The sequence below is a fragment of the Dyella thailandensis genome, assembly GCF_050749815.1.
GTDB lineage: Bacteria > Pseudomonadota > Gammaproteobacteria > Xanthomonadales > Rhodanobacteraceae > Dyella_A.
In genome coordinates this window covers 488656-505478 of sequence record NZ_CP192735.1, presented here as the reverse complement: position 1 = coordinate 505478, position 16823 = coordinate 488656, and the positions used below count along the sequence as shown (strand labels likewise).

Here is a 16823-nt window from a genome sequence, read left to right as displayed (position 1 = left end):
TCCTATCAGTCGCTGTCGCGATCGTTGTCGCGGTCGTCGCGGTCGCGACCACGCGGGCGGCTGTCGCCCTCACCTTCGCTGTCGTCGTCACGGCGACGCGAACCCTTGGCATCGTCCTTTTCCTTCGACTTCAGGATGAAGGACGGCTCGGTGTCGGCCTCGTCGCGACGGATGCACAGGTGGCGCAGCACGGCGTCGTTGAAGCGGAAGCCCGACTCCAGCTCGTTCAGGGCGTTCTGCGTGACCTCGATGTTGAGCATCACGTAGTGGGCCTTGGCCAGGTTGACGATCGGGTAGGCCAGCTGGCGGCGACCCCAGTCTTCCAGGCGGTGGATCTTGCCACCGTCGGTCTCGATCAGCGCCTTGTAGCGCTCGAGCATGGCGGGAACCTGCTCGCTCTGGTCCGGGTGGACCAGGAACACAACTTCGTAATGACGCAGGGTCATTGGGTTTGACTCCTTGTGGATGCGGCCCTCGCGGGCCTGACAGCCTCCCGTCGGTGCGGTGAGGCAAGGTTCCATCCGGCCCGATCGGGCGCAGACAGAAGCGGAATTGTACGGTGGCGCCGCAAGTGGGCGCAAGCATTTGATTTGCGGCGGGGAACGCCCCCGCCGGGAAGCTCAGCTGACCGTGAAGCTCTCGCCGCAACCGCACTCGCCGGTGGCGTTGGGGTTGTGGAACACGAAGCTGGCGTTGAGGCCCTGGCGCTGGAAGTCGATCACGGTGCCGTCGACCAGCGGCAGGCTCTTGGCGTCGACCACCACGGGCACGCCGTCGATGTCGAGCAACTGGTCGTCGGCCACCAGCTCGTCGGCCAGGTCCACCACGTAGGCAAAACCGGAGCAGCCGGTGCGCTTGACGCCGAAGCGCACGCCCCGCGCGGACGGGGTCTGCGCGAGGAACTGGCGCATGCGCTGGCTGGCGGCAGGGGTGATCGAGATGGTCATGGCGTGCAATCGGTGTCGTATCGGCGGGGGAAGGCTCGCGGGGGCCCGGAAACCTACATTATCATGCGGGTTTGGCCGGCTTCCGGCCTCGGTCGGCGCTCTCGCCGCCACCCTTCTCATCATTCATGTGCCCAGATGCGGCGCACAAGCAGGAGTTTCAATCCATGGCGTTGGTCAGCGCGACGGTGTGCAGCGTGAAGCAGGCTCTCTCAGGCGCGCTGGAGGCCGGCAGCCGGGTGACGGTGCGCGGCTGGGTGCGTACGCGGCGTGATTCCAAGGCCGGGCTCTCGTTCGTGAACGTCAGCGACGGTTCGTGCTTCGACCCGATCCAGGCGGTGGTGCCCGCCACCGTGGCCAACTACGAGAGCGAGGTGAAGCACCTCACCGCCGGCGCCGGCGTGATCGTCACCGGCACCCTGGTGCCCTCGCAGGGCAAGGGCCAGAGCTTCGAGGTGCAGGCCGAAGAAGTGATCGTCACCGGCCTGGTGGACGACCCGGAAACCTACCCGATCCAGCCCAAGCAGCACTCGATGGAGTTCCTGCGCGAGGTGGCGCACCTGCGCCCGCGCACCAACCTGTTCGGCGCGGTGACTCGCGTGCGCCACACGATGATGACGGCAATCCACCGCCATCTCACCGAACAGGGCTTCTTCTGGGTCAACACGCCGATCATCACCGCCTCGGACGCCGAAGGCGCCGGCGATATGTTCCGGCTGTCCACGCTGGACCTGGCCAATCTGCCGCGCACGCCGGACGGCAAGATCGACTTCCGCAAGGATTTCTTCGGCCGCGAGGCGTTCCTCACCGTGTCCGGCCAGCTCAACGTCGAGGCCTACTGCCTGGCGATGAGCAAGGTCTACACGTTCGGCCCGACCTTCCGCGCCGAGAACTCCAACACCCCGCGGCACCTGGCGGAATTCTGGATGGTGGAGCCGGAAATCGCGTTCGCCGATCTGGCCGCCGACGCCGACTGCGCTGAAGCGTTCCTCAAGGCGATCTTCAAGGCCGTGCTGGACGAGCGCGCCGACGACATGGCGTTCTTCGCCGAGCGCGTGCAGCCCGACGCCATCACCAAGCTGGAGCACTTCATCGCCCAGCCGTTCGAGCGCATCGACTACACCGACGCCATCGAGATCCTCAAGAAATCGGGGCAGAAGTTCGAATATCCGGTGGCGTGGGGCGTGGACCTGCAGACCGAGCACGAGCGCTATCTCGCCGAGAAACATATCGGCCGCCCCGTGGTCGTCATGAACTACCCGGAAGCGATCAAGGCCTTCTACATGCGCCTGAACGACGACGAGAAAACCGTGGCGGCGATGGATGTGCTGGCGCCGGGCATCGGCGAGATCATCGGCGGCAGCCAGCGCGAAGAGCGGCTCGATTACCTCGACGCGCGCATGGCCAAGTTCGGCCTCGACAAGGCGTCCTACGGCTGGTATCGCGACCTACGCCGTTACGGCACCGTGCCGCATGCGGGCTTCGGCCTGGGCTTCGAGCGCCTGCTGGTCTACGTGTGCGGGCTGTCCAACATCCGCGATGCCATCCCCTATCCCCGCGCGGCCGGCTCGGCCGAATTCTGATCGATCACGCCATGCGAATGCTGTCCCGACTCCCTGCCCTCCTGATCGCGCTGGCACTGTGCCTGTTGCTGGGCGCATGCCACAGCGCCAAGGTGTTCGTGCCGCCGAACCTGCGCCCGCCCAGCGATACCGGCGACGCACTGAAGCTGGCCAAGCAGCGCCTGCAGGACGCCACGCCCTGCTGCACCAGCTTCGCCGACTTTTCCTATGGCACGCTGCTGCCGTGGCGGCCGAAGAAGTTCGAGCTCGGTCCAAACAGCCCGGTGGCCAACCTCAACGGCGTGCGCAGCCACTTCCTCGCGTTCAAGCTGCCGAGCGACGTGAAGATGCCTTACCGCATCGCGGTGAAGTCGGAATTGAATGGCCGCTGGCTGCATTCGAGCTACCTGTTCGCGCCCACCACGGTGGTGCTGGACGAGGCGTTCCAGCCGATCGACGGCAAGGACATCCCGTTGTGCGAATACATGGGCTGGAGCAAGTCCAGCACCGGCGCGTTCGGCAGCGCGACCATCGACAACCCCAAGGCACGCTACCTGGTGATCTACTCCTCCGCCGACCAGCAATCGAGCGATACCTACTGGGAGCAATCGCCCGCGGCGTTCTCCGCCGAGGCGCCGGTGAACATGACCTCCAAGGGCAGCTTCAAGATTCCGCATGGGCCGGACGGCACGGTGTGGGTCGGCCTGATGAACGACAGCTACAAGACCGCGGTGGACCAGGCGATCTGCGGCGAAGCGCCCAAGGGTGACGGCCTGCTCAAGACGCTGAGCACGGCGCTGCCCACGCACTGGATCGGGAGTACCAAGTAATGCCGTTGGGAATGCTCTATCTCGGCCTGCTGCTCGCCGGCGTGGCCTGCTTTCTCCTGCACTACGTGGCGCTGTCGCAGGTGGCGCGGCGCCTGCGCGAGGCGCATCCGGACCAGTGGAAGATCATTGCGCAGGACGAGCGCGGCCTGGCGGTGAGCACGCCGCTGCGCTGGATCCGTCTGCAGAACGCGTTGCGCTCGCCGGTCTTGCCGGCGCTGGAAGATGCCGTGCTCAACCGCTGGCGACGGCTGTGGCGGATCTTTCCGCTGCTTGCCTGGGCCTGCCTCATCGCCGCCTTCGCGCTGCGCTGGATCGCGCGCTAGGCCCACACCGCCACCGAGGGCCCGCCCATGCATCTGAACCTCAGCGGACGGCATGCCCTGGTCTGCGGTGCCTCCGGCGGCATCGGCCGCGCCACGGCGGTCGAATTGGCCGAGCTCGGCGCCAGCGTCACCGTGCTGGCGCGTTCGGCCGACACCTTGCAGACGGTGGCCGAAAGTCTGCCGCGCTCGCACCCTGGGCAGTTCCACGACTGGCGCCAGGTCGACATGGGCGATACCGCCGCGCTCGCCCAGGTGGCCGGGCAACTGGTGGCCGATCGCCTGGTGCACATCGTGATCAACAATACCGGCGGCCCGCCGGGCGGCAGCGCGCACGCCGCCGATCGCGCCGCCTACGAGACAGCCTTCCGCCAGCACCTGCTGGCCGGGCAGACCCTCCTGCATGCCGTGCTTCCCGGCATGCGCGCCGAGGGCTATGGCCGCTGGGTCAATGTGATCTCCACCTCGGTGAAGGAGCCGATCGCGGGTCTGGGCGTGTCCAACACCGTCCGTGCCGCCGTGGCCGGCTGGGCCAAGACGCTGGCCGGCGAACTGGCCGCCGACGGCATCACGGTGAACAACGTGCTGCCCGGCTACACCCGCACCGCACGGCTCGACGGCCTGCTGGCTGCCCAGGCCCAGGCGAGCGGCCGCAGCACCGAGGAGATCGCGCAGCAGCTGATCGACAGCGTGCCGGCCCGGCGCTTTGGCGAGGCCAGCGAGGTTGCCGCGATGATCGCCTTCCTGTGCACGCCCGCCGCCGCCTACGTCAACGGCGTAAGCATTGCGGTGGACGGCGGGCGCACCCGGGCGCTGAGCTGACGTGCCCGAAGGGCCGGAGATCCGCCGCGCTGCCGATGCGCTCGCCGCCGCCGTGGTCGGCCAACCGCTGACGCGGGTGTGGTTCGCCTTCGACGCGCTCAAGCGTTACGAACAGCCGCTCGTCGGCCGCGTCATCGAAGCGATCACACCGCACGGCAAGGCACTGCTCACCCGCTTCGACAACGGCCTGACCCTGTACAGCCACAACCAGCTTTACGGCGTGTGGCGCGTAGCAACCGCCGGCCGTCCCCCGGCGAGCTCGCGCAGCCTGCGCGTGGCGCTGGAGACCGAGCGCAAGGCGATCCTGCTGTACAGCGCCACGGATATCGAGATGTGGCCCAGCGACCAGGTGCGCGCGCATCCGTTCCTGCAGCGCATCGGGCCGGACGCGCTCGACCCTTCGCTGGATGCGGCCACCATAGCCGCGCGACTACGCGACCCACGTTTCGCCCGCCGCCGGCTCGGTGCGCTGCTGCTCGACCAGGCCTTCATCGCCGGGCTGGGCAACTACCTGCGGGTGGAGATCCTGTGGGAAGCGGGCCTGGGGCCGCAGCGCCGCCCGTGCGACCTGGACCCGGCTGAGCGCGCCGCGCTTGCCGAGGCGATCCTCGACCTGCCGCGCCGCTCCTATCGCACCCGCGGCAAGCGCGGCGCCGGCCACCTGCAGGACACCCCGTTCCGCTTCCGCGCCTACGAGCGCGGCGGCGAGGATTGCCCGCGCTGCCTGGCGCCGATCGAGAAATCGATGGTCGCGAGCCGACCGTTCTACGCCTGCCCGCGCTGCCAGCGCTGAGCCGTCGGGCGGCGCCGGGTTACCATACGCGGCTGCGGGCAGCGCGCCCGATGCCCACTTGCCGAAGGACCTTCCATGAGCCACAACCCCCTGCAGGATCTCATCGACAGCAATCGCCGCTGGTCCGAAACGGTGCGCGAATCCGACCCGGCCTTTTTCGAGCGGCTGGCCAAGCAACAGTCGCCGAAGTACCTGTGGATCGGCTGCTCCGACTCGCGCGTGCCGGCCACGCAGATCGTCGACCTGCCGCCGGGCGAGATCTTCGTGCAGCGCAACGTCGCCAACGTGGTCTCGCACACCGACCTCAATTGCCTGAGCACGATCCAGTTCGCGGTCGACGTGCTCAAGGTGGAACACATCATCGTGGTCGGCCACTACGGCTGCGGCGGCGTGCAGGCGGTGCTCGACGATCGCCGCATGGGCCTGGTCGACAACTGGCTGCGCCACGTCGGCGACGTCGCCAAGAAGCACCACGCCATGCTCACTGGGCTGGAGAACATGACCGACCGCAATGTGCGCCTGTGCGAGCTCAATGCGCTGGAGCAGGCGGTGAACGTGTGCCACACCACCATGGTGATGGACGCCTGGGAGCGCGGGCAGCAGCTCAGCGTGCACGCTTGGTGCTACAGCCTCACCAATGGCCACATGAACGACCTGGGCGTGCATATCGACAGCCACGGCGCGATCTGGCCGAGCTACGAGGCGGGACTGGAGCGTCTGGCCAGCCGCATCGGCGAGCCGCGCTGAGGCGGGTCTAGTCGTCGGTGAGGCAGGCGCGCAGCAGCGCGCCGATTACCGCCTGCACGCCCGCCGCCTGCGCGGGCAGGAAGTCGAGGCTGTCCTCGTCCATGTAGGTGTACTGGGCCAGTTCCAGCTGCACCGCCTGCACGTTATCCATCGGACGGCCGTAGTGCCGGGTGATGTAGCCGCCCTTGAAGCGGCCGTTCACCACGTGGCTGTAGCCGTCCTGCCCATGCAGCACGGCATCGAGCCGCGCCTGCAGCGGCGCCCCGCAGCTGGCGCCTTCGGCGGTGCCGAGATTGAAGTCCGGCAGCTGGCCGTCGAACAGCATCGGCACGCGACTGCGGATCGAGTGGCCCTCCCACAGCACGACGCGGCCGTGTTCGCGCACCAGCCGCGCCAGTTCGTCGGACAACGCGTCGTGATAGGGCTGCCAGTACTGCGCTACGCGACGCGCGACTTCGTCGGCATCGGGCTCGCCGCCCGTAACGTACAGCGGCGCGCCGTCGAAGCCGATGGTCGACACCAGGCCGGTCTCGCGCCGGCCTGGATACAGCGCATGCCCGTCGGCCGGGCGATTGAGATCGACCACGTAGCGCGACAGCGACGGCCGCAGCACGCTGGCGCCGAGCGCCTCGGCCAGGGGCGCGTAGAGACGGCCGACGTGCCAGTCGGTATCAAGCGAACGGCGCGCCTGCGGCATCATGCGCCCGGCGATGTCGGCAGGGATCGTGCTGCCGTTGTGCGGCAAGCTGATCAGCAGCGGCGCGGCGCCGCGCGTGAGAGTGAAGATGGGCTGGTCCATGCCGACAGTGTAGCGACGTGCTGCGCGGCGCTCAGCCCATCAGCACCAGTTCCTCCGCGGAGGTGGGATGGATGGCCACCGTCGCGTCCAGGTCGCGCTTGCGCAGGCCGAGCTTCATCGCCACGGCAAAGCCCTGCAGCATCTCGTCCGCGCCGGGGCCGAGCGCATGGATGCCGACCACGCGTTCGTCCTCGCCCATGCAGATCACCTTCATCAGCGACGGCTCGCGGCGCCCGGCCAGCGCCAGCTGCATCGGCGTGAAGCGGCTGCGGTAGCAGCGCACGGCATCGCCGTGGCGCTCGCGCGCCTGCACTTCGTCCAGCCCCACGGTGGCCAGCGGCGGCTCGCTGAACAGCACGCTTGGGATGTTCTCGTAGTCCAGTCGCGCCTGCGGCTGGCCGCCGAACAGGCGGTCGGCCAGCCGTCGTCCCGCCGCCACCGCAACCGGTGTCAACTCCACGCGGTCGGTGACGTCGCCTACGGCGTAGACGCCGGGGCATGCGGTGTTCTGGTAGTCGTCCACCGGCACATGGCCGCTCCGGCCGAGCGCGATGCCCAGCGCCTCCAGGCCAAGACCTTCGGTATGCGGGACGCGCCCGACCGCCCACAGCACGGCGTCGTACGGGCCGCCAGCATCCATGTCGTCGCCGTCGAGCAGCAGGCCTCGGGCCTCACGCCGCGCCGCCTGCACCTCGATCGGGCGGATCATGCGGATGCCGTCGTGCTGCATGCGATCGGCCAGCGCGTCGGTCAGCTCGGCATCGAAACCCGCCAGCAACGGACCGCGCACCAGCAGGCTCACCTCGCAGCCGAACGCCCGCAGCAGACCGGCGAACTCCACCGCCACGTAGCCGCCACCGACGACCGCCACCCGCCGCGGCAGGGCACGCAGCGCGAACATGTCGTCGGACACCCAGCCCAGGTCGAAACCCGGGATATCCAGTCGGCGTGGGCGTCCGCCGGTGGCGATCACCACGTGCGGCGCCTGCCAGCGTTGGCCGTCCGCAGCCTCCACGATGCCGGCGTCAACCAATCGGCCGGTGCTGGACACGCGCTGCACGCCGGCGTTGCGCAGGCGCTCTTCGTAACGGACGGTGATGCCGTCCACGTAGTCCTGGCGCAGTTGGCGAAAGCGCTCCCAATCCAGCGTGCCGGCCGTCCCGTCGAAGCCGTATTCGCGCGCCAGCGACTGCTGCTGCGCCAGTTGCGCGGCGTACCACAGCGCCTTCTTCGGCACGCAGCCGCGATGCACGCAGGTGCCGCCGGGCGGCGCCGGGTCGAGCAGCACCACCTTCGCGCCGTGATGCGCCGCGCGAAACGCCGTGGCCAGCCCGCCCGAGCCGGCCCCCAGCACGATGAGATCGCAGACCTGCACCATGAAGCGTTCTCCAAACATGAGCGAACCGGCAGTATCGCCGGTTCAGCGTCAACGGTTCGGGAGCTGGCCTCGGCTACTTGCGCGCCGATGAATTACACCTGTAATCTCGGGCCGAAGATTACGGACGTAATCCACAAGGAGGCCAGGCATGCGTCGCGACATCCCCGCCATCACCGATGCCGAGAGTCAGGTCATGGCCGTGCTGTGGCAGCACGCGCCGCGCAGTTCGGAAGAGATCGTCGCGGTGCTGGGCGAAACCACCGACTGGCACGAGAAGACCATCCGCACCCTGCTCAACCGGCTGCTCGGCAAGGCGGCGGTGAGCGCCGAGCGCGACGGCCGGCGCTACCTCTACCGCCCGTTGCTCACCCGCGAGCAGTGGCAGTCGAGCGAGAGTCGCAACCTGCTCGACCGCGTATTCGGCGGAAAGGTAGCGCCGCTGCTGGCGCACTTTTCCACGCACGAGAAACTCAGCAAACGCGACATCGCCGAGCTGCGTGCCTTGATCGACGCCATCGACGCCAAGGAGCGCTGAGATGCTGGCGAACCTGGTCGATCTCACCGCCGGCCTGGTGCTGGTGTTGGTGCTGCGCCGTCCGGCGCGCCGCCTGTTCGGCGCCGGCCCGGCCTTCACGCTGTGGCTGTGGCCGGTGCTGCTGGGCGCGCTGCCCTGGCTGCCCGCCCTTCCCGCACGCTGGCATTGGCTGGCGCCCGTGATCGCCTCGCCAGGCGTCATCTCCGGCAGCGGCCCGCTCAACGCGACCGCCGGCGTCCACCTGCCGTGGATGGCGCTGTGGCTGGCCGGCGCGGCCATTGCGCTACTGCGCCTCGCGCATGCCTATGTGCGGTTGCGTCGGCGCTGCCGCGCGTTGCCGGCCAACCTGCTGGCGCATTGCCAGCGCGTACATCCCGAGCTCGATCCTCGGCGACTGCGCCTGCACCCGCAGGGGCCGGCGGTGCTGTGTGCTCTCCGCAGCGTGATCCTGCTGCCGGCGGATTTCCTGCAGCGCTTCGATCCGGGCCAGCGCGAGCTGGTCCTGGCTCACGAGCGGGGACACATCGCGCGCCACGATCCACTGTGGAGCCTTCTGGCCGACATGCTCGCCGCGCTGCTGTGGTTCCACCCGCTGGCGTGGCTGGCGCTGCCGCGCTTCCGGCTGGATCAGGAACTGGCCTGCGACGAGCATGTCCTGCGCCAACGCAGCGGCGACGCCGGTGCCTACGCCCGCACCCTGCTCGCCAGTACCGGCATGGACGCCGCGCCGGTGCTCATCCCCTGGCTCGCCGAGCCGCAACTGAAGGAACGACTGATGATGATTCGACGCGATCGCACCACCACCGCACGCCGCTTCGTCGGGTACCTGGGCGCGGCCCTCTTCATCGGTGGCGTCTGCTTGGCCGCACACGCAGCTCCGCTGGTCACCGAACCGAGTGCTAAGGCCACGCAGGATCTGCAGGCCAATGTGCGCATGCAGCCGCGCTATCCAAAGACCTCCATCATCAACAGGGAGCAAGGCACGGTAGTCCTCAAGGTGCTGGTCAATCCCGACGGCAGCGTGAAGACCGTCGACTACGACCCCAAGGCGAGCACCACGACCTCGGCGAACCTGATCGCCGCCGCCAGCGATGCGGCGATGCAGTGGCATTTCAATCCCGCCATGAAGGGCGGCCAACCCATCGAGAGCTACGCGCGGGTGCCGGTGTCATTTCAGTTGGACCCGCTGCCCGATGCCGCACCCGCGGCGGACTCCAAGAATCAAAGTGCAAAACAGCTAGAAAAGCACTGATTTGAAAGTCTTTTAATGGCTTGGTAGGCTCGGCGCACCTTCCGTCGGGCCTGCCGCATGACTACCCGCCCCCGCGCCACCCGGTCCCTGCTCCGCCGCCTTTCCTGGGTAGCGATGGCAACAGCAGCCCTGCTGCTCGCCGCCTGCTCCAGCGCACCGCATCGGCGCGAGCCCACCTTCAAGACCTCGCACTCCGAGCTGGCCGACCTGCCGGCGCGCGCCCCTTCCGCGGCCAGCGCGCAGGTCGCCAACGACGTGCTGTTCCGCGCCATGGCGCTGGTCGGTACGCCGTACAAATGGGGTGGCAACACGCCGCAATCCGGCTTCGACTGCAGCGGGCTGGTCGACTACATCTATCGCCACGCCGCCGATATCGCGCTGCCGCACAGCTCCCGCGCCATGTCGGAACTGGGGCAGAAAGTGAAACGTATGAAGGAACTGGCCAGTGGCGACCTGGTGTTCTTCGGCAGCCGCAGCGGGATCAGCCACGTCGGCGTCTACGTAGGCCAGGGACGCTTCGTGCACGCGCCCAACTCGGGCGGCACGGTGCGGCTGGACGATATCGACGGGCCCTACTGGCGCGACCACTTCGAGTTCGGCAAGCGGCTGCTGGACTGATAGCGCCGACCCGGCAAGCCCCCTCCCCGCGGGGAGAGGGCGAACGAAAAACGGCGCCCTGCGGCGCCGTTTTTTCTTTTGCGATTGAAGCGAGCTCAGTGCGCTTCGCCACCCGGCGGATGCGCGTGACCGTGCTGGACCTCTTCCTCGGTGCCATCGCGCACTTCGTTGATGGTCACGTCGAAGTGCAGCGTCTTGCCGGCCATCGGGTGGTTGAGATCCACGTCCACCGCGGTCATGCCGACCTTGTGCACGGTCACCACGCGCTGGCCGCCTTGCTTGAGCGAGAGCACCGTGGTCATGCCCGGCTTGAGCTTGTTCGCCTGCTGGAAATACTTCTTCGGCACGCGCTGAATCTGCCCTTCCTGGCGCTCGCCGTAGCCATCGGCCGCAGCCACATCCACCTGCAGCGACTCGCCGGCCTCGTGACCTTCCAGCGCCGTCTCCAGGCCCGGGATCAGCTGGCCGTGGCCGAGCAGCACCCACAATGCCTCGTCGCGATCGTGCGAGCTTTCCACCTTCTCGCCATCCACCGTAAGGGTGTAGTGCAGCGAGATCACCTTGTCCTTGCCAGCCTTCATTGCCTGTCTCTTGTGCGATTGCAAACCGCGGATTCTATCAGGACCGCCCCGGCTCGAAGGACACCCCGCGCACTTCCGGCCCGCGCCAGGCCAGGAACGCCAGCACCAGCGCCACGGCGGCCATCCACACCGCCATCACCAGCGCGTAGTCGCCGCCGCGCTCGGCCGCCAGCCACGCCTGGATCGACGCCGTGCCCGCCGCCAGCAGGTTGCCCAGCTGATAGGCGAAGCCCGGCAGCGTGGCCCGCACGTCGTGCGGCGCCAGCTCGTTGAGGTAGGTCGGCACCACGCCCCAGGCGCCCTGCACCATCACCTGGATCAGGAACGCGCCGATGCCCAGCAGCACCACCGAGCCGCCGAACGTCCACAGCGGGATGCACGGCAGCGCCAGCAGCGCGGCCACCACCATCGCGCGTCGGCGACCCACCCGCTCCGACCAGCTGCCGAAAGTAAGCCCGCCCACGATCGCGCCGGCGTTGAGCAGCATGGTCAGCGCAGCCACCGTGCCCGCATCGAAGTGCCGCTGCGCCTTGAGGAAAGTGGGGTACATGTCCTGCGAGCCATGGCTGAACATGTTAAACGCCGCCATCAGCAGCATCATGTAGACCAGCCGCTTGCCGTTGCCGCGCATGGCTGCCAGCGCGCCGCGCTGCGCACCCTGCGCGCGCGCCGCCTGCCAGGTCGGCGACTCGGGCACCTTGGCGCGCAGGTACAGTACCAGCAGCGCCGGCAGCGCCCCCACCACGAACATCGCGCGCCAGCCCAGGCCGAACACGCTGAAGACCAGCCAGTAGGCCAGTGCACCGAGAAAGTAGCCGCACGGATAACCGCTCTGCAGCAGGCCGGACACCGCGCCGCGTGCCTTCGCCGGCACCGTCTCCATCGCCAGCGAGGCGCCGATCCCCCACTCGCCACCCATCGCGATGCCGAACAGGAACCGCATCACCAGCAACGCCGCGAGCGAGGGCGCGAACGCACAGGCCAGCTCAAGCACCGAGAACATCAGCACGTCGACCATCAGCACCGGCTTGCGCCCATAGCGGTCGGCCAGACGTCCAAAGATCAACGCACCGAGCGGCCGTGCCGCCAGCGTGAGCAGGATGCCGAAAGTGACCTCGGTATGACCGACGTGGAACTCGGCGGCGATCTCGTCCAGCACGAACACCAGCAGGAAGAAATCGAAGGCGTCCAGCGTCCAGCCCAGGAAGCTGGCCAGCACGGTGTGGCGCTGGGCGGTATCGAGCCCACGCAGGGTGGAAACCAGCGTCATGCAAGCATCCTTGGCAAGCCGGAACGGCTCTGGAGCCTAGCACGCGACCCGGGCAAGACAGCGCCCCGGCGTCCCGGTTTTGGCAGCGGCGCAGCGAACCGATGCCGTTGTCAGGCACGAGTCTCCGGGCAGCGTTGCCCAGTCCTTATCACCTTACGCTCAGGACGCCTCACGTGAGGCGATAGACTCCGCCAACCATTGGAACAACGGCAGCGCGCCAAGCCCTTCCGTCCGCGCGGCGCGTCCTTGCTCACATAACAGTCTGCGTCAATGGAAGCGTCACCTGCCCCCTTCGCCAGCACTTTCACCGCCCCAAAAAGAGCCGGCCCTTTGAGGGCCGGCATGTTCATGGCGCGAGCAGTGTCCCTACGATGGTTGGCCCCATCATCTTGTCTCACACTCCCGACAAGATGATGTTGGACACGTAGCGCTGATATTCCTCTTCCGAGAGCGAACCGTTGCCGTCCAGATCTGCCTCGCGAAAATGCGCACGCAGCTGCTTGATCGCGTCGACATCCTTGGGAATCTCGCTTCGCACGAGCTTTCCGTCATGGTTCTTGTCCAAATCGCTGAACGACGGCGCATCGGTGGCACCGGGATCTTTCACACCCGGTTTCACCGTCGGGGCCGCCACTGCCGGTATCGCGCAGGTCGCGCACAACACAGCGATCAGCAGGCTTGCTTTCACGTGGACCATTTCTGCCTCCTTTCCTCAGGTCATGAAAGGCCAAGCACCATGCCACTGCCGGTGCTTGGCCACTCCGGCCGATCGAGCCATCAGCCGCCTGCCACTTTAGAGCCTTCGCCGCGCATGTGGCGGGATGCTGTGAGGCAGATTTCAACGCAGCGATCGACTGTCGCCGTCCACGCGGTGATGCACCGCGTCAGCCGCCACAAGCGGCGTTAGGCAGCTGGCCTCGATTCCTCTTGCTGCGCCGCAAGCACGATCCCGGTTGATCAGCTACACTACGCCGGCTCGTAGACGCCCCCGACTCCCTTGCGGACATCGCGGCGATGGCCAGGCCCTCGCCCATTCCCCCACCCCGGTAGCGCGCACGGCACCCGACCAGCCATCGCTCGATGTGCGGTCGTCGAATTCATCGTCCGCCGCGCGGTATCAGGGAGCGCAGCAGACCACTCAGGAGTTTCCATGTCTTTTGAATCGCTGGGCCTCGCGCCCGCGTTGCTGCGCGCGCTCGCCGACGAGGGCTATACCGAGCCGACGCCGATCCAGGCCGGCGCGATCCCGCTGGTGATTGCCGGGCACGACCTGCTCGCCGCCGCGCAGACCGGCACCGGCAAGACCGCCGCGTTCGCGCTGCCGGTCATCCACAAGCTGATGCAGGGCCGTGACACGCAGACGCGCCGCCCGCGCGTGCTGGTGCTCACCCCAACCCGCGAGCTGGCCGCGCAGGTCAACGACAATTTCCGCGACTACGGCAAGTACGTGCGCGTGGTCACCACCACCATCTTCGGCGGCGTGGGCATGGGTCCGCAGATCAACGCACTGCGCCGCGGCGTGGACGTGGTGATCGCCACTCCCGGCCGCCTGATCGACCACATGCAGCAGCGCACCATCGACGTCACCGGCATCGACACGCTGGTGCTGGATGAGGCCGACCGCATGCTCGACATGGGCTTTATGCCGGCGCTCAAGCGCATCGTCAACGCGCTGCCCAAGCAGAAGCGCCAGACGCTGCTGTTCTCGGCCACCTTCGCCGCGCCGATCAAGGCGCTGGCGATGCAGTTCATGACCGATCCGCGCGAAGTGTCGGTGACGCCGCCGAACACCGTGGCGCCGCTGGTCAGCCACCACGTGCATCCGGTCGATGCAGCGCGCAAGCGCGATTTGCTGCTGCACGTGCTGTCGCAGGACAGCCGCCGGCAGACGCTGGTGTTCAGCCGCACCAAGCACGGTGCCGACAAGCTGGTGACGTATCTCAACGTGTCCGGCATCCGCGCGGCGGCGATCCACGGCAACAAGAGCCAGAACGCCCGTACCCGCGCGCTCAGCGACTTCAAGACCGGCCGTGTCACCGTACTGGTGGCCACCGATATCGCCGCACGCGGCATCGACATCGACCAGCTGCCGATCGTCATCAACTACGACCTGCCGATGGTCGCCGAGGACTACGTTCACCGCATCGGCCGCACCGGTCGCGCCGGTGCCGAAGGTCTGGCCGTGTCGCTGGTGAGCCACGACGAATCGGGCCTGCTGCGCGACATCCGCATGCTGGTGAAGCAGGACATCGCAATCACCCCGGTGGAAGGCTTCGAGCCGTCTGCGCCGCTGCGCCTGGACGCCGGTGCGCCGCGTCCGGTGCAGGGCAACCAGCGCCAGGGCCGCCAGTCACAGCGCCCGCAGCAGGGCCGCCCGGCGGGCAACGGCAAGAGCGGCGCCTCGCATCGCCCGCACGGTCACGTGCAGCAGGGCAGTGGCGAGCACGCGGCGGGCAACCGCTCGCGGCGCCGCTCGCGTCGTCCCGCCGCCAAGGCCTGATCACCACGCGATGCAAAAGGGCGGCGCCTCGCGGCGCCGCCCTTTTGCTGTTCGTGATGGCAGCGGTAGGAGCCCGCTCGCGGGCGATGCTTTTCGCCTTGATGCGGCATCAGAGCCAAAAGCATCGCCCGCGAGCGGGCTCCTACAGAAGGCCCAGCGCCTTGGCGTGGTGGCGCAGGTGGTCTTCCATGAAGGTGCTGATGAACCAGTAGCTGTGGTCGTAGCCGGGATGGCGGCGCAGCAGCAGCGGCTGACCGGCCTCGGCGCAGGCCTGGTCGAATAGTTCGGGCTTGAGCTGGGCCTCCAGGAATTTGTCCGCTTCGCCCTGATCAATGAGGATGGTGCCGGCAAAGGTCTGCCGGTGGACCAGTTCGCAAGCGTCGTAGTCGGCCCAGGCCGCACGATCCTCGCCCAGGTATTTCGGCAGCGCCTTGCGGCCCCACGGCACCTGGCTGGGCGCCACGATCGGCGCGAACGCCGATACCGAGCGATAGCGTTCGGGGTGACGCAGGGCGATGGTCAGCGCGCCGTGGCCGCCCATCGAGTGGCCGAAGATGCCGCTGCGTTCGAGGTCGACCGGGAAATGCCGCGCGACCAGCGCCGGCAGTTCCTCCACCACGTAGCGATGCATGTTAAATCGCTCCGCATAGGGCGCCTGCGTGGCATCGACGTAGAAGCCCGCACCCTCGCCGAATTCCCAGTCGCCGGTGGCGCCCTCGATGCCGGTGTCGCGCGGGCTGGTGTCGGGCATCACCAACACCAGGCCGAACTGCGCGGCCAGTCGCTGCGCGCCGGCCTTGATGGTGGCGGTCTCCTCGGTGCAGGTGAGGCCGGCCAGGTAGTACAGCACCGGGCACTTGCCCTGCACCGCCTGCGGCGGCTGGTAGACGGCGAACCGCATCGGCCCCGCGCAGCTGGTGGAGGCGTGGCGATAGAAGCCCTGCACGCCGCCGAAACAGGCCTGCTCGGAAAGAGTCTCGAAACCGTCCATCACCGCCTCCGTGGAATCAACACAAGATGTCGATCATAAGCCGCCATCCACAACGCAGCGCTTCGAAGCACTCAACGTTCCTGGTCGGTGGGCCGCATCAGCACCTCGTTGATGTTGACGTGCGGCGGGCGCGTCACGCAGAACGCGATCACCTCGGCCACGTCGCGCGACTGCAGCTGGCGCATGGAGTCGGCCCAGGCATTGAGCGCGTCCTTGGTGGCGGCGTGGCCAATGTGGTCGCGCAGCTCGGTCTGCACCACGCCCGGCTCGATCACGCTCACCCGGATGCCGTGCTTGTAGACCTCGCGCCGCAGCGCCTCGGAGAACGCCACCACGCCGAACTTGGTCGCCGAGTACGCCGCGGCATTCGGGTTGGCGATGCGCCCGGCGGTGGAGGAGATGTTGACGATGTGGCCGTCGTGGCGCGCCGTCATACCCGGCAGCGCGGCCTGGGTGGAGGCGATCAGGCTGAGCACATTGAGCTCCAGCATCTGCCGCCAGCGGCCCAGGTCCGCCTCGGCCACCGGCTCCAGGTACATCACGCCGGCGTTGTTCACCAGGACGTCCAGACGTCCGAAATGCGCCTCGGTGTCGCGCACCACGCGCTGGGCCTGCGCCTCGTCGAGCAGATCGGCCTCCAGCACCAGCGGTTCGGCGCCCAGCGCGGCCAGTTCGGCAGCCAGCCGCTGCAGCCGGTCGCGGCGGCGCGCCGTCACCGCCACGCGCGCACCTTCCCCGGCCAAGGCAACCGCCGTCGCCTCACCGATCCCGGAGGACGCGCCCGTCACCAGCGCGACCTTTCCCACCAGACGCTTCGCCATGCCTGAATCTCCTGTGCCTTGAACGTTTTACGAGCCGGGCCACGTGCCCGCAGCCTGCTA

At 68.0% G+C, this 16823-nt stretch carries 19 protein-coding genes; 10 read left to right on the top strand and 9 right to left on the bottom strand.

Annotated features, from left to right (window positions below):
• Positions 1 to 5: 5 nt before the first annotated feature.
• Both rpsF and ACQVBX_RS02285 read right to left on the bottom strand, forming a co-directional pair.
• On the bottom strand, positions 6 to 446 hold the full coding sequence (gene rpsF, locus ACQVBX_RS02290; protein ID WP_431636289.1) for a 30S ribosomal protein S6: 441 nt from the start codon (positions 444 to 446) through the stop codon (positions 6 to 8).
• 174 nt (positions 447 to 620) lie between these two features.
• The gene (locus tag ACQVBX_RS02285) at positions 621 to 947 is read right to left on the bottom strand and encodes a HesB/IscA family protein (RefSeq protein WP_431636288.1); all 327 of its coding nucleotides are present in this window, start codon (positions 945 to 947) and stop codon (positions 621 to 623) included.
• Between the two features lie 164 nt (positions 948 to 1111).
• Here ACQVBX_RS02285 and asnS point away from each other — a divergent pair, with 164 nt between their 5' ends.
• The 6 genes from asnS to can all read left to right on the top strand — a co-directional run bounded on the left by asnS (position 1112) and on the right by can (position 6018).
• Positions 1112 to 2527 (top strand): asparagine--tRNA ligase, encoded by a 1416-nt coding sequence (gene asnS, locus ACQVBX_RS02280; protein WP_431636287.1) that lies wholly within the window; start codon positions 1112 to 1114, stop codon positions 2525 to 2527.
• Between the two features lie 11 nt (positions 2528 to 2538).
• Positions 2539 to 3336, top strand: a complete 798-nt coding sequence (locus tag ACQVBX_RS02275) for a hypothetical protein (protein ID WP_431636286.1) — start codon at positions 2539 to 2541, stop codon at positions 3334 to 3336.
• Positions 3336 to 3659 carry a hypothetical protein gene (locus tag ACQVBX_RS02270; RefSeq protein ID WP_431636285.1) on the top strand — a complete coding sequence of 108 codons (324 nt, stop codon included), beginning with the start codon at positions 3336 to 3338 and terminating at the stop codon, positions 3657 to 3659. Before ACQVBX_RS02275 ends, ACQVBX_RS02270 begins: the two co-directional genes overlap by 1 nt.
• Positions 3660 to 3686: 27 nt before the next feature.
• On the top strand, positions 3687 to 4478 hold the full coding sequence (locus ACQVBX_RS02265; protein WP_431636284.1) for an SDR family oxidoreductase: 792 nt from the start codon (positions 3687 to 3689) through the stop codon (positions 4476 to 4478).
• A 1-nt stretch (position 4479) separates the two neighbouring features.
• A complete protein-coding gene (nei, locus tag ACQVBX_RS02260) occupies positions 4480 to 5271 on the top strand; it encodes an endonuclease VIII (RefSeq protein WP_431636283.1) in 792 nt (263 codons plus the stop codon).
• A 75-nt stretch (positions 5272 to 5346) separates the two neighbouring features.
• On the top strand, positions 5347 to 6018 hold the full coding sequence (gene can, locus ACQVBX_RS02255; RefSeq protein ID WP_431636282.1) for a carbonate dehydratase: 672 nt from the start codon (positions 5347 to 5349) through the stop codon (positions 6016 to 6018).
• A gap of 7 nt (positions 6019 to 6025) precedes the next feature.
• On the opposite strand, the gene hutG is transcribed toward can, so the two are convergent.
• Positions 6026 to 6817 (bottom strand): N-formylglutamate deformylase, encoded by a 792-nt coding sequence (hutG, locus tag ACQVBX_RS02250; protein WP_431636281.1) that lies wholly within the window; start codon positions 6815 to 6817, stop codon positions 6026 to 6028.
• A 31-nt stretch (positions 6818 to 6848) separates the two neighbouring features.
• Entirely contained in the window at positions 6849 to 8213 is a 1365-nt protein-coding gene (gorA, locus tag ACQVBX_RS02245) for a glutathione-disulfide reductase (protein ID WP_431636280.1), read from the bottom strand.
• A gap of 130 nt (positions 8214 to 8343) precedes the next feature.
• Between gorA and ACQVBX_RS02240 the strand changes: the two genes are divergently transcribed.
• The 3 genes from ACQVBX_RS02240 to ACQVBX_RS02230 all read left to right on the top strand — a co-directional run bounded on the left by ACQVBX_RS02240 (position 8344) and on the right by ACQVBX_RS02230 (position 10600).
• Positions 8344 to 8730: a BlaI/MecI/CopY family transcriptional regulator gene (locus ACQVBX_RS02240; RefSeq protein WP_431636279.1), complete on the top strand. Its 387-nt coding sequence runs from the start codon at positions 8344 to 8346 to the stop codon at positions 8728 to 8730.
• A gap of 1 nt (position 8731) precedes the next feature.
• Positions 8732 to 9982 carry a TonB family protein gene (locus ACQVBX_RS02235; RefSeq protein WP_431636278.1) on the top strand — a complete coding sequence of 417 codons (1251 nt, stop codon included), beginning with the start codon at positions 8732 to 8734 and terminating at the stop codon, positions 9980 to 9982.
• Positions 9983 to 10096: 114 nt separating this feature from the next.
• Entirely contained in the window at positions 10097 to 10600 is a 504-nt protein-coding gene (locus tag ACQVBX_RS02230) for a C40 family peptidase (RefSeq protein ID WP_431636277.1), read from the top strand.
• Positions 10601 to 10695: 95 nt separating this feature from the next.
• Here ACQVBX_RS02230 and ACQVBX_RS02225 read toward each other — a convergent pair whose 3' ends face one another.
• From ACQVBX_RS02225 to ACQVBX_RS02215, 3 genes are all read right to left on the bottom strand, one after another.
• A complete protein-coding gene (locus ACQVBX_RS02225; protein WP_431636276.1) occupies positions 10696 to 11181 on the bottom strand; it encodes an FKBP-type peptidyl-prolyl cis-trans isomerase in 486 nt (161 codons plus the stop codon).
• Between the two features lie 37 nt (positions 11182 to 11218).
• Entirely contained in the window at positions 11219 to 12451 is a 1233-nt protein-coding gene (locus ACQVBX_RS02220; protein ID WP_431636275.1) for an MFS transporter, read from the bottom strand.
• Between the two features lie 394 nt (positions 12452 to 12845).
• Positions 12846 to 13148: an EF-hand domain-containing protein gene (locus ACQVBX_RS02215; protein WP_431636274.1), complete on the bottom strand. Its 303-nt coding sequence runs from the start codon at positions 13146 to 13148 to the stop codon at positions 12846 to 12848.
• A gap of 453 nt (positions 13149 to 13601) precedes the next feature.
• Here ACQVBX_RS02215 and ACQVBX_RS02210 point away from each other — a divergent pair, with 453 nt between their 5' ends.
• The gene (locus ACQVBX_RS02210; protein WP_431636273.1) at positions 13602 to 14951 is read left to right on the top strand and encodes a DEAD/DEAH box helicase; all 1350 of its coding nucleotides are present in this window, start codon (positions 13602 to 13604) and stop codon (positions 14949 to 14951) included.
• 142 nt (positions 14952 to 15093) lie between these two features.
• Here ACQVBX_RS02210 and fghA read toward each other — a convergent pair whose 3' ends face one another.
• Both fghA and ACQVBX_RS02200 read right to left on the bottom strand, forming a co-directional pair.
• Entirely contained in the window at positions 15094 to 15942 is an 849-nt protein-coding gene (gene fghA / locus ACQVBX_RS02205) for an S-formylglutathione hydrolase (protein ID WP_431636272.1), read from the bottom strand.
• Positions 15943 to 16013: 71 nt separating this feature from the next.
• Positions 16014 to 16763: an SDR family NAD(P)-dependent oxidoreductase gene (locus ACQVBX_RS02200; RefSeq protein ID WP_431636271.1), complete on the bottom strand. Its 750-nt coding sequence runs from the start codon at positions 16761 to 16763 to the stop codon at positions 16014 to 16016.
• Between the last annotated feature and the right edge of the window lie 60 nt (positions 16764 to 16823).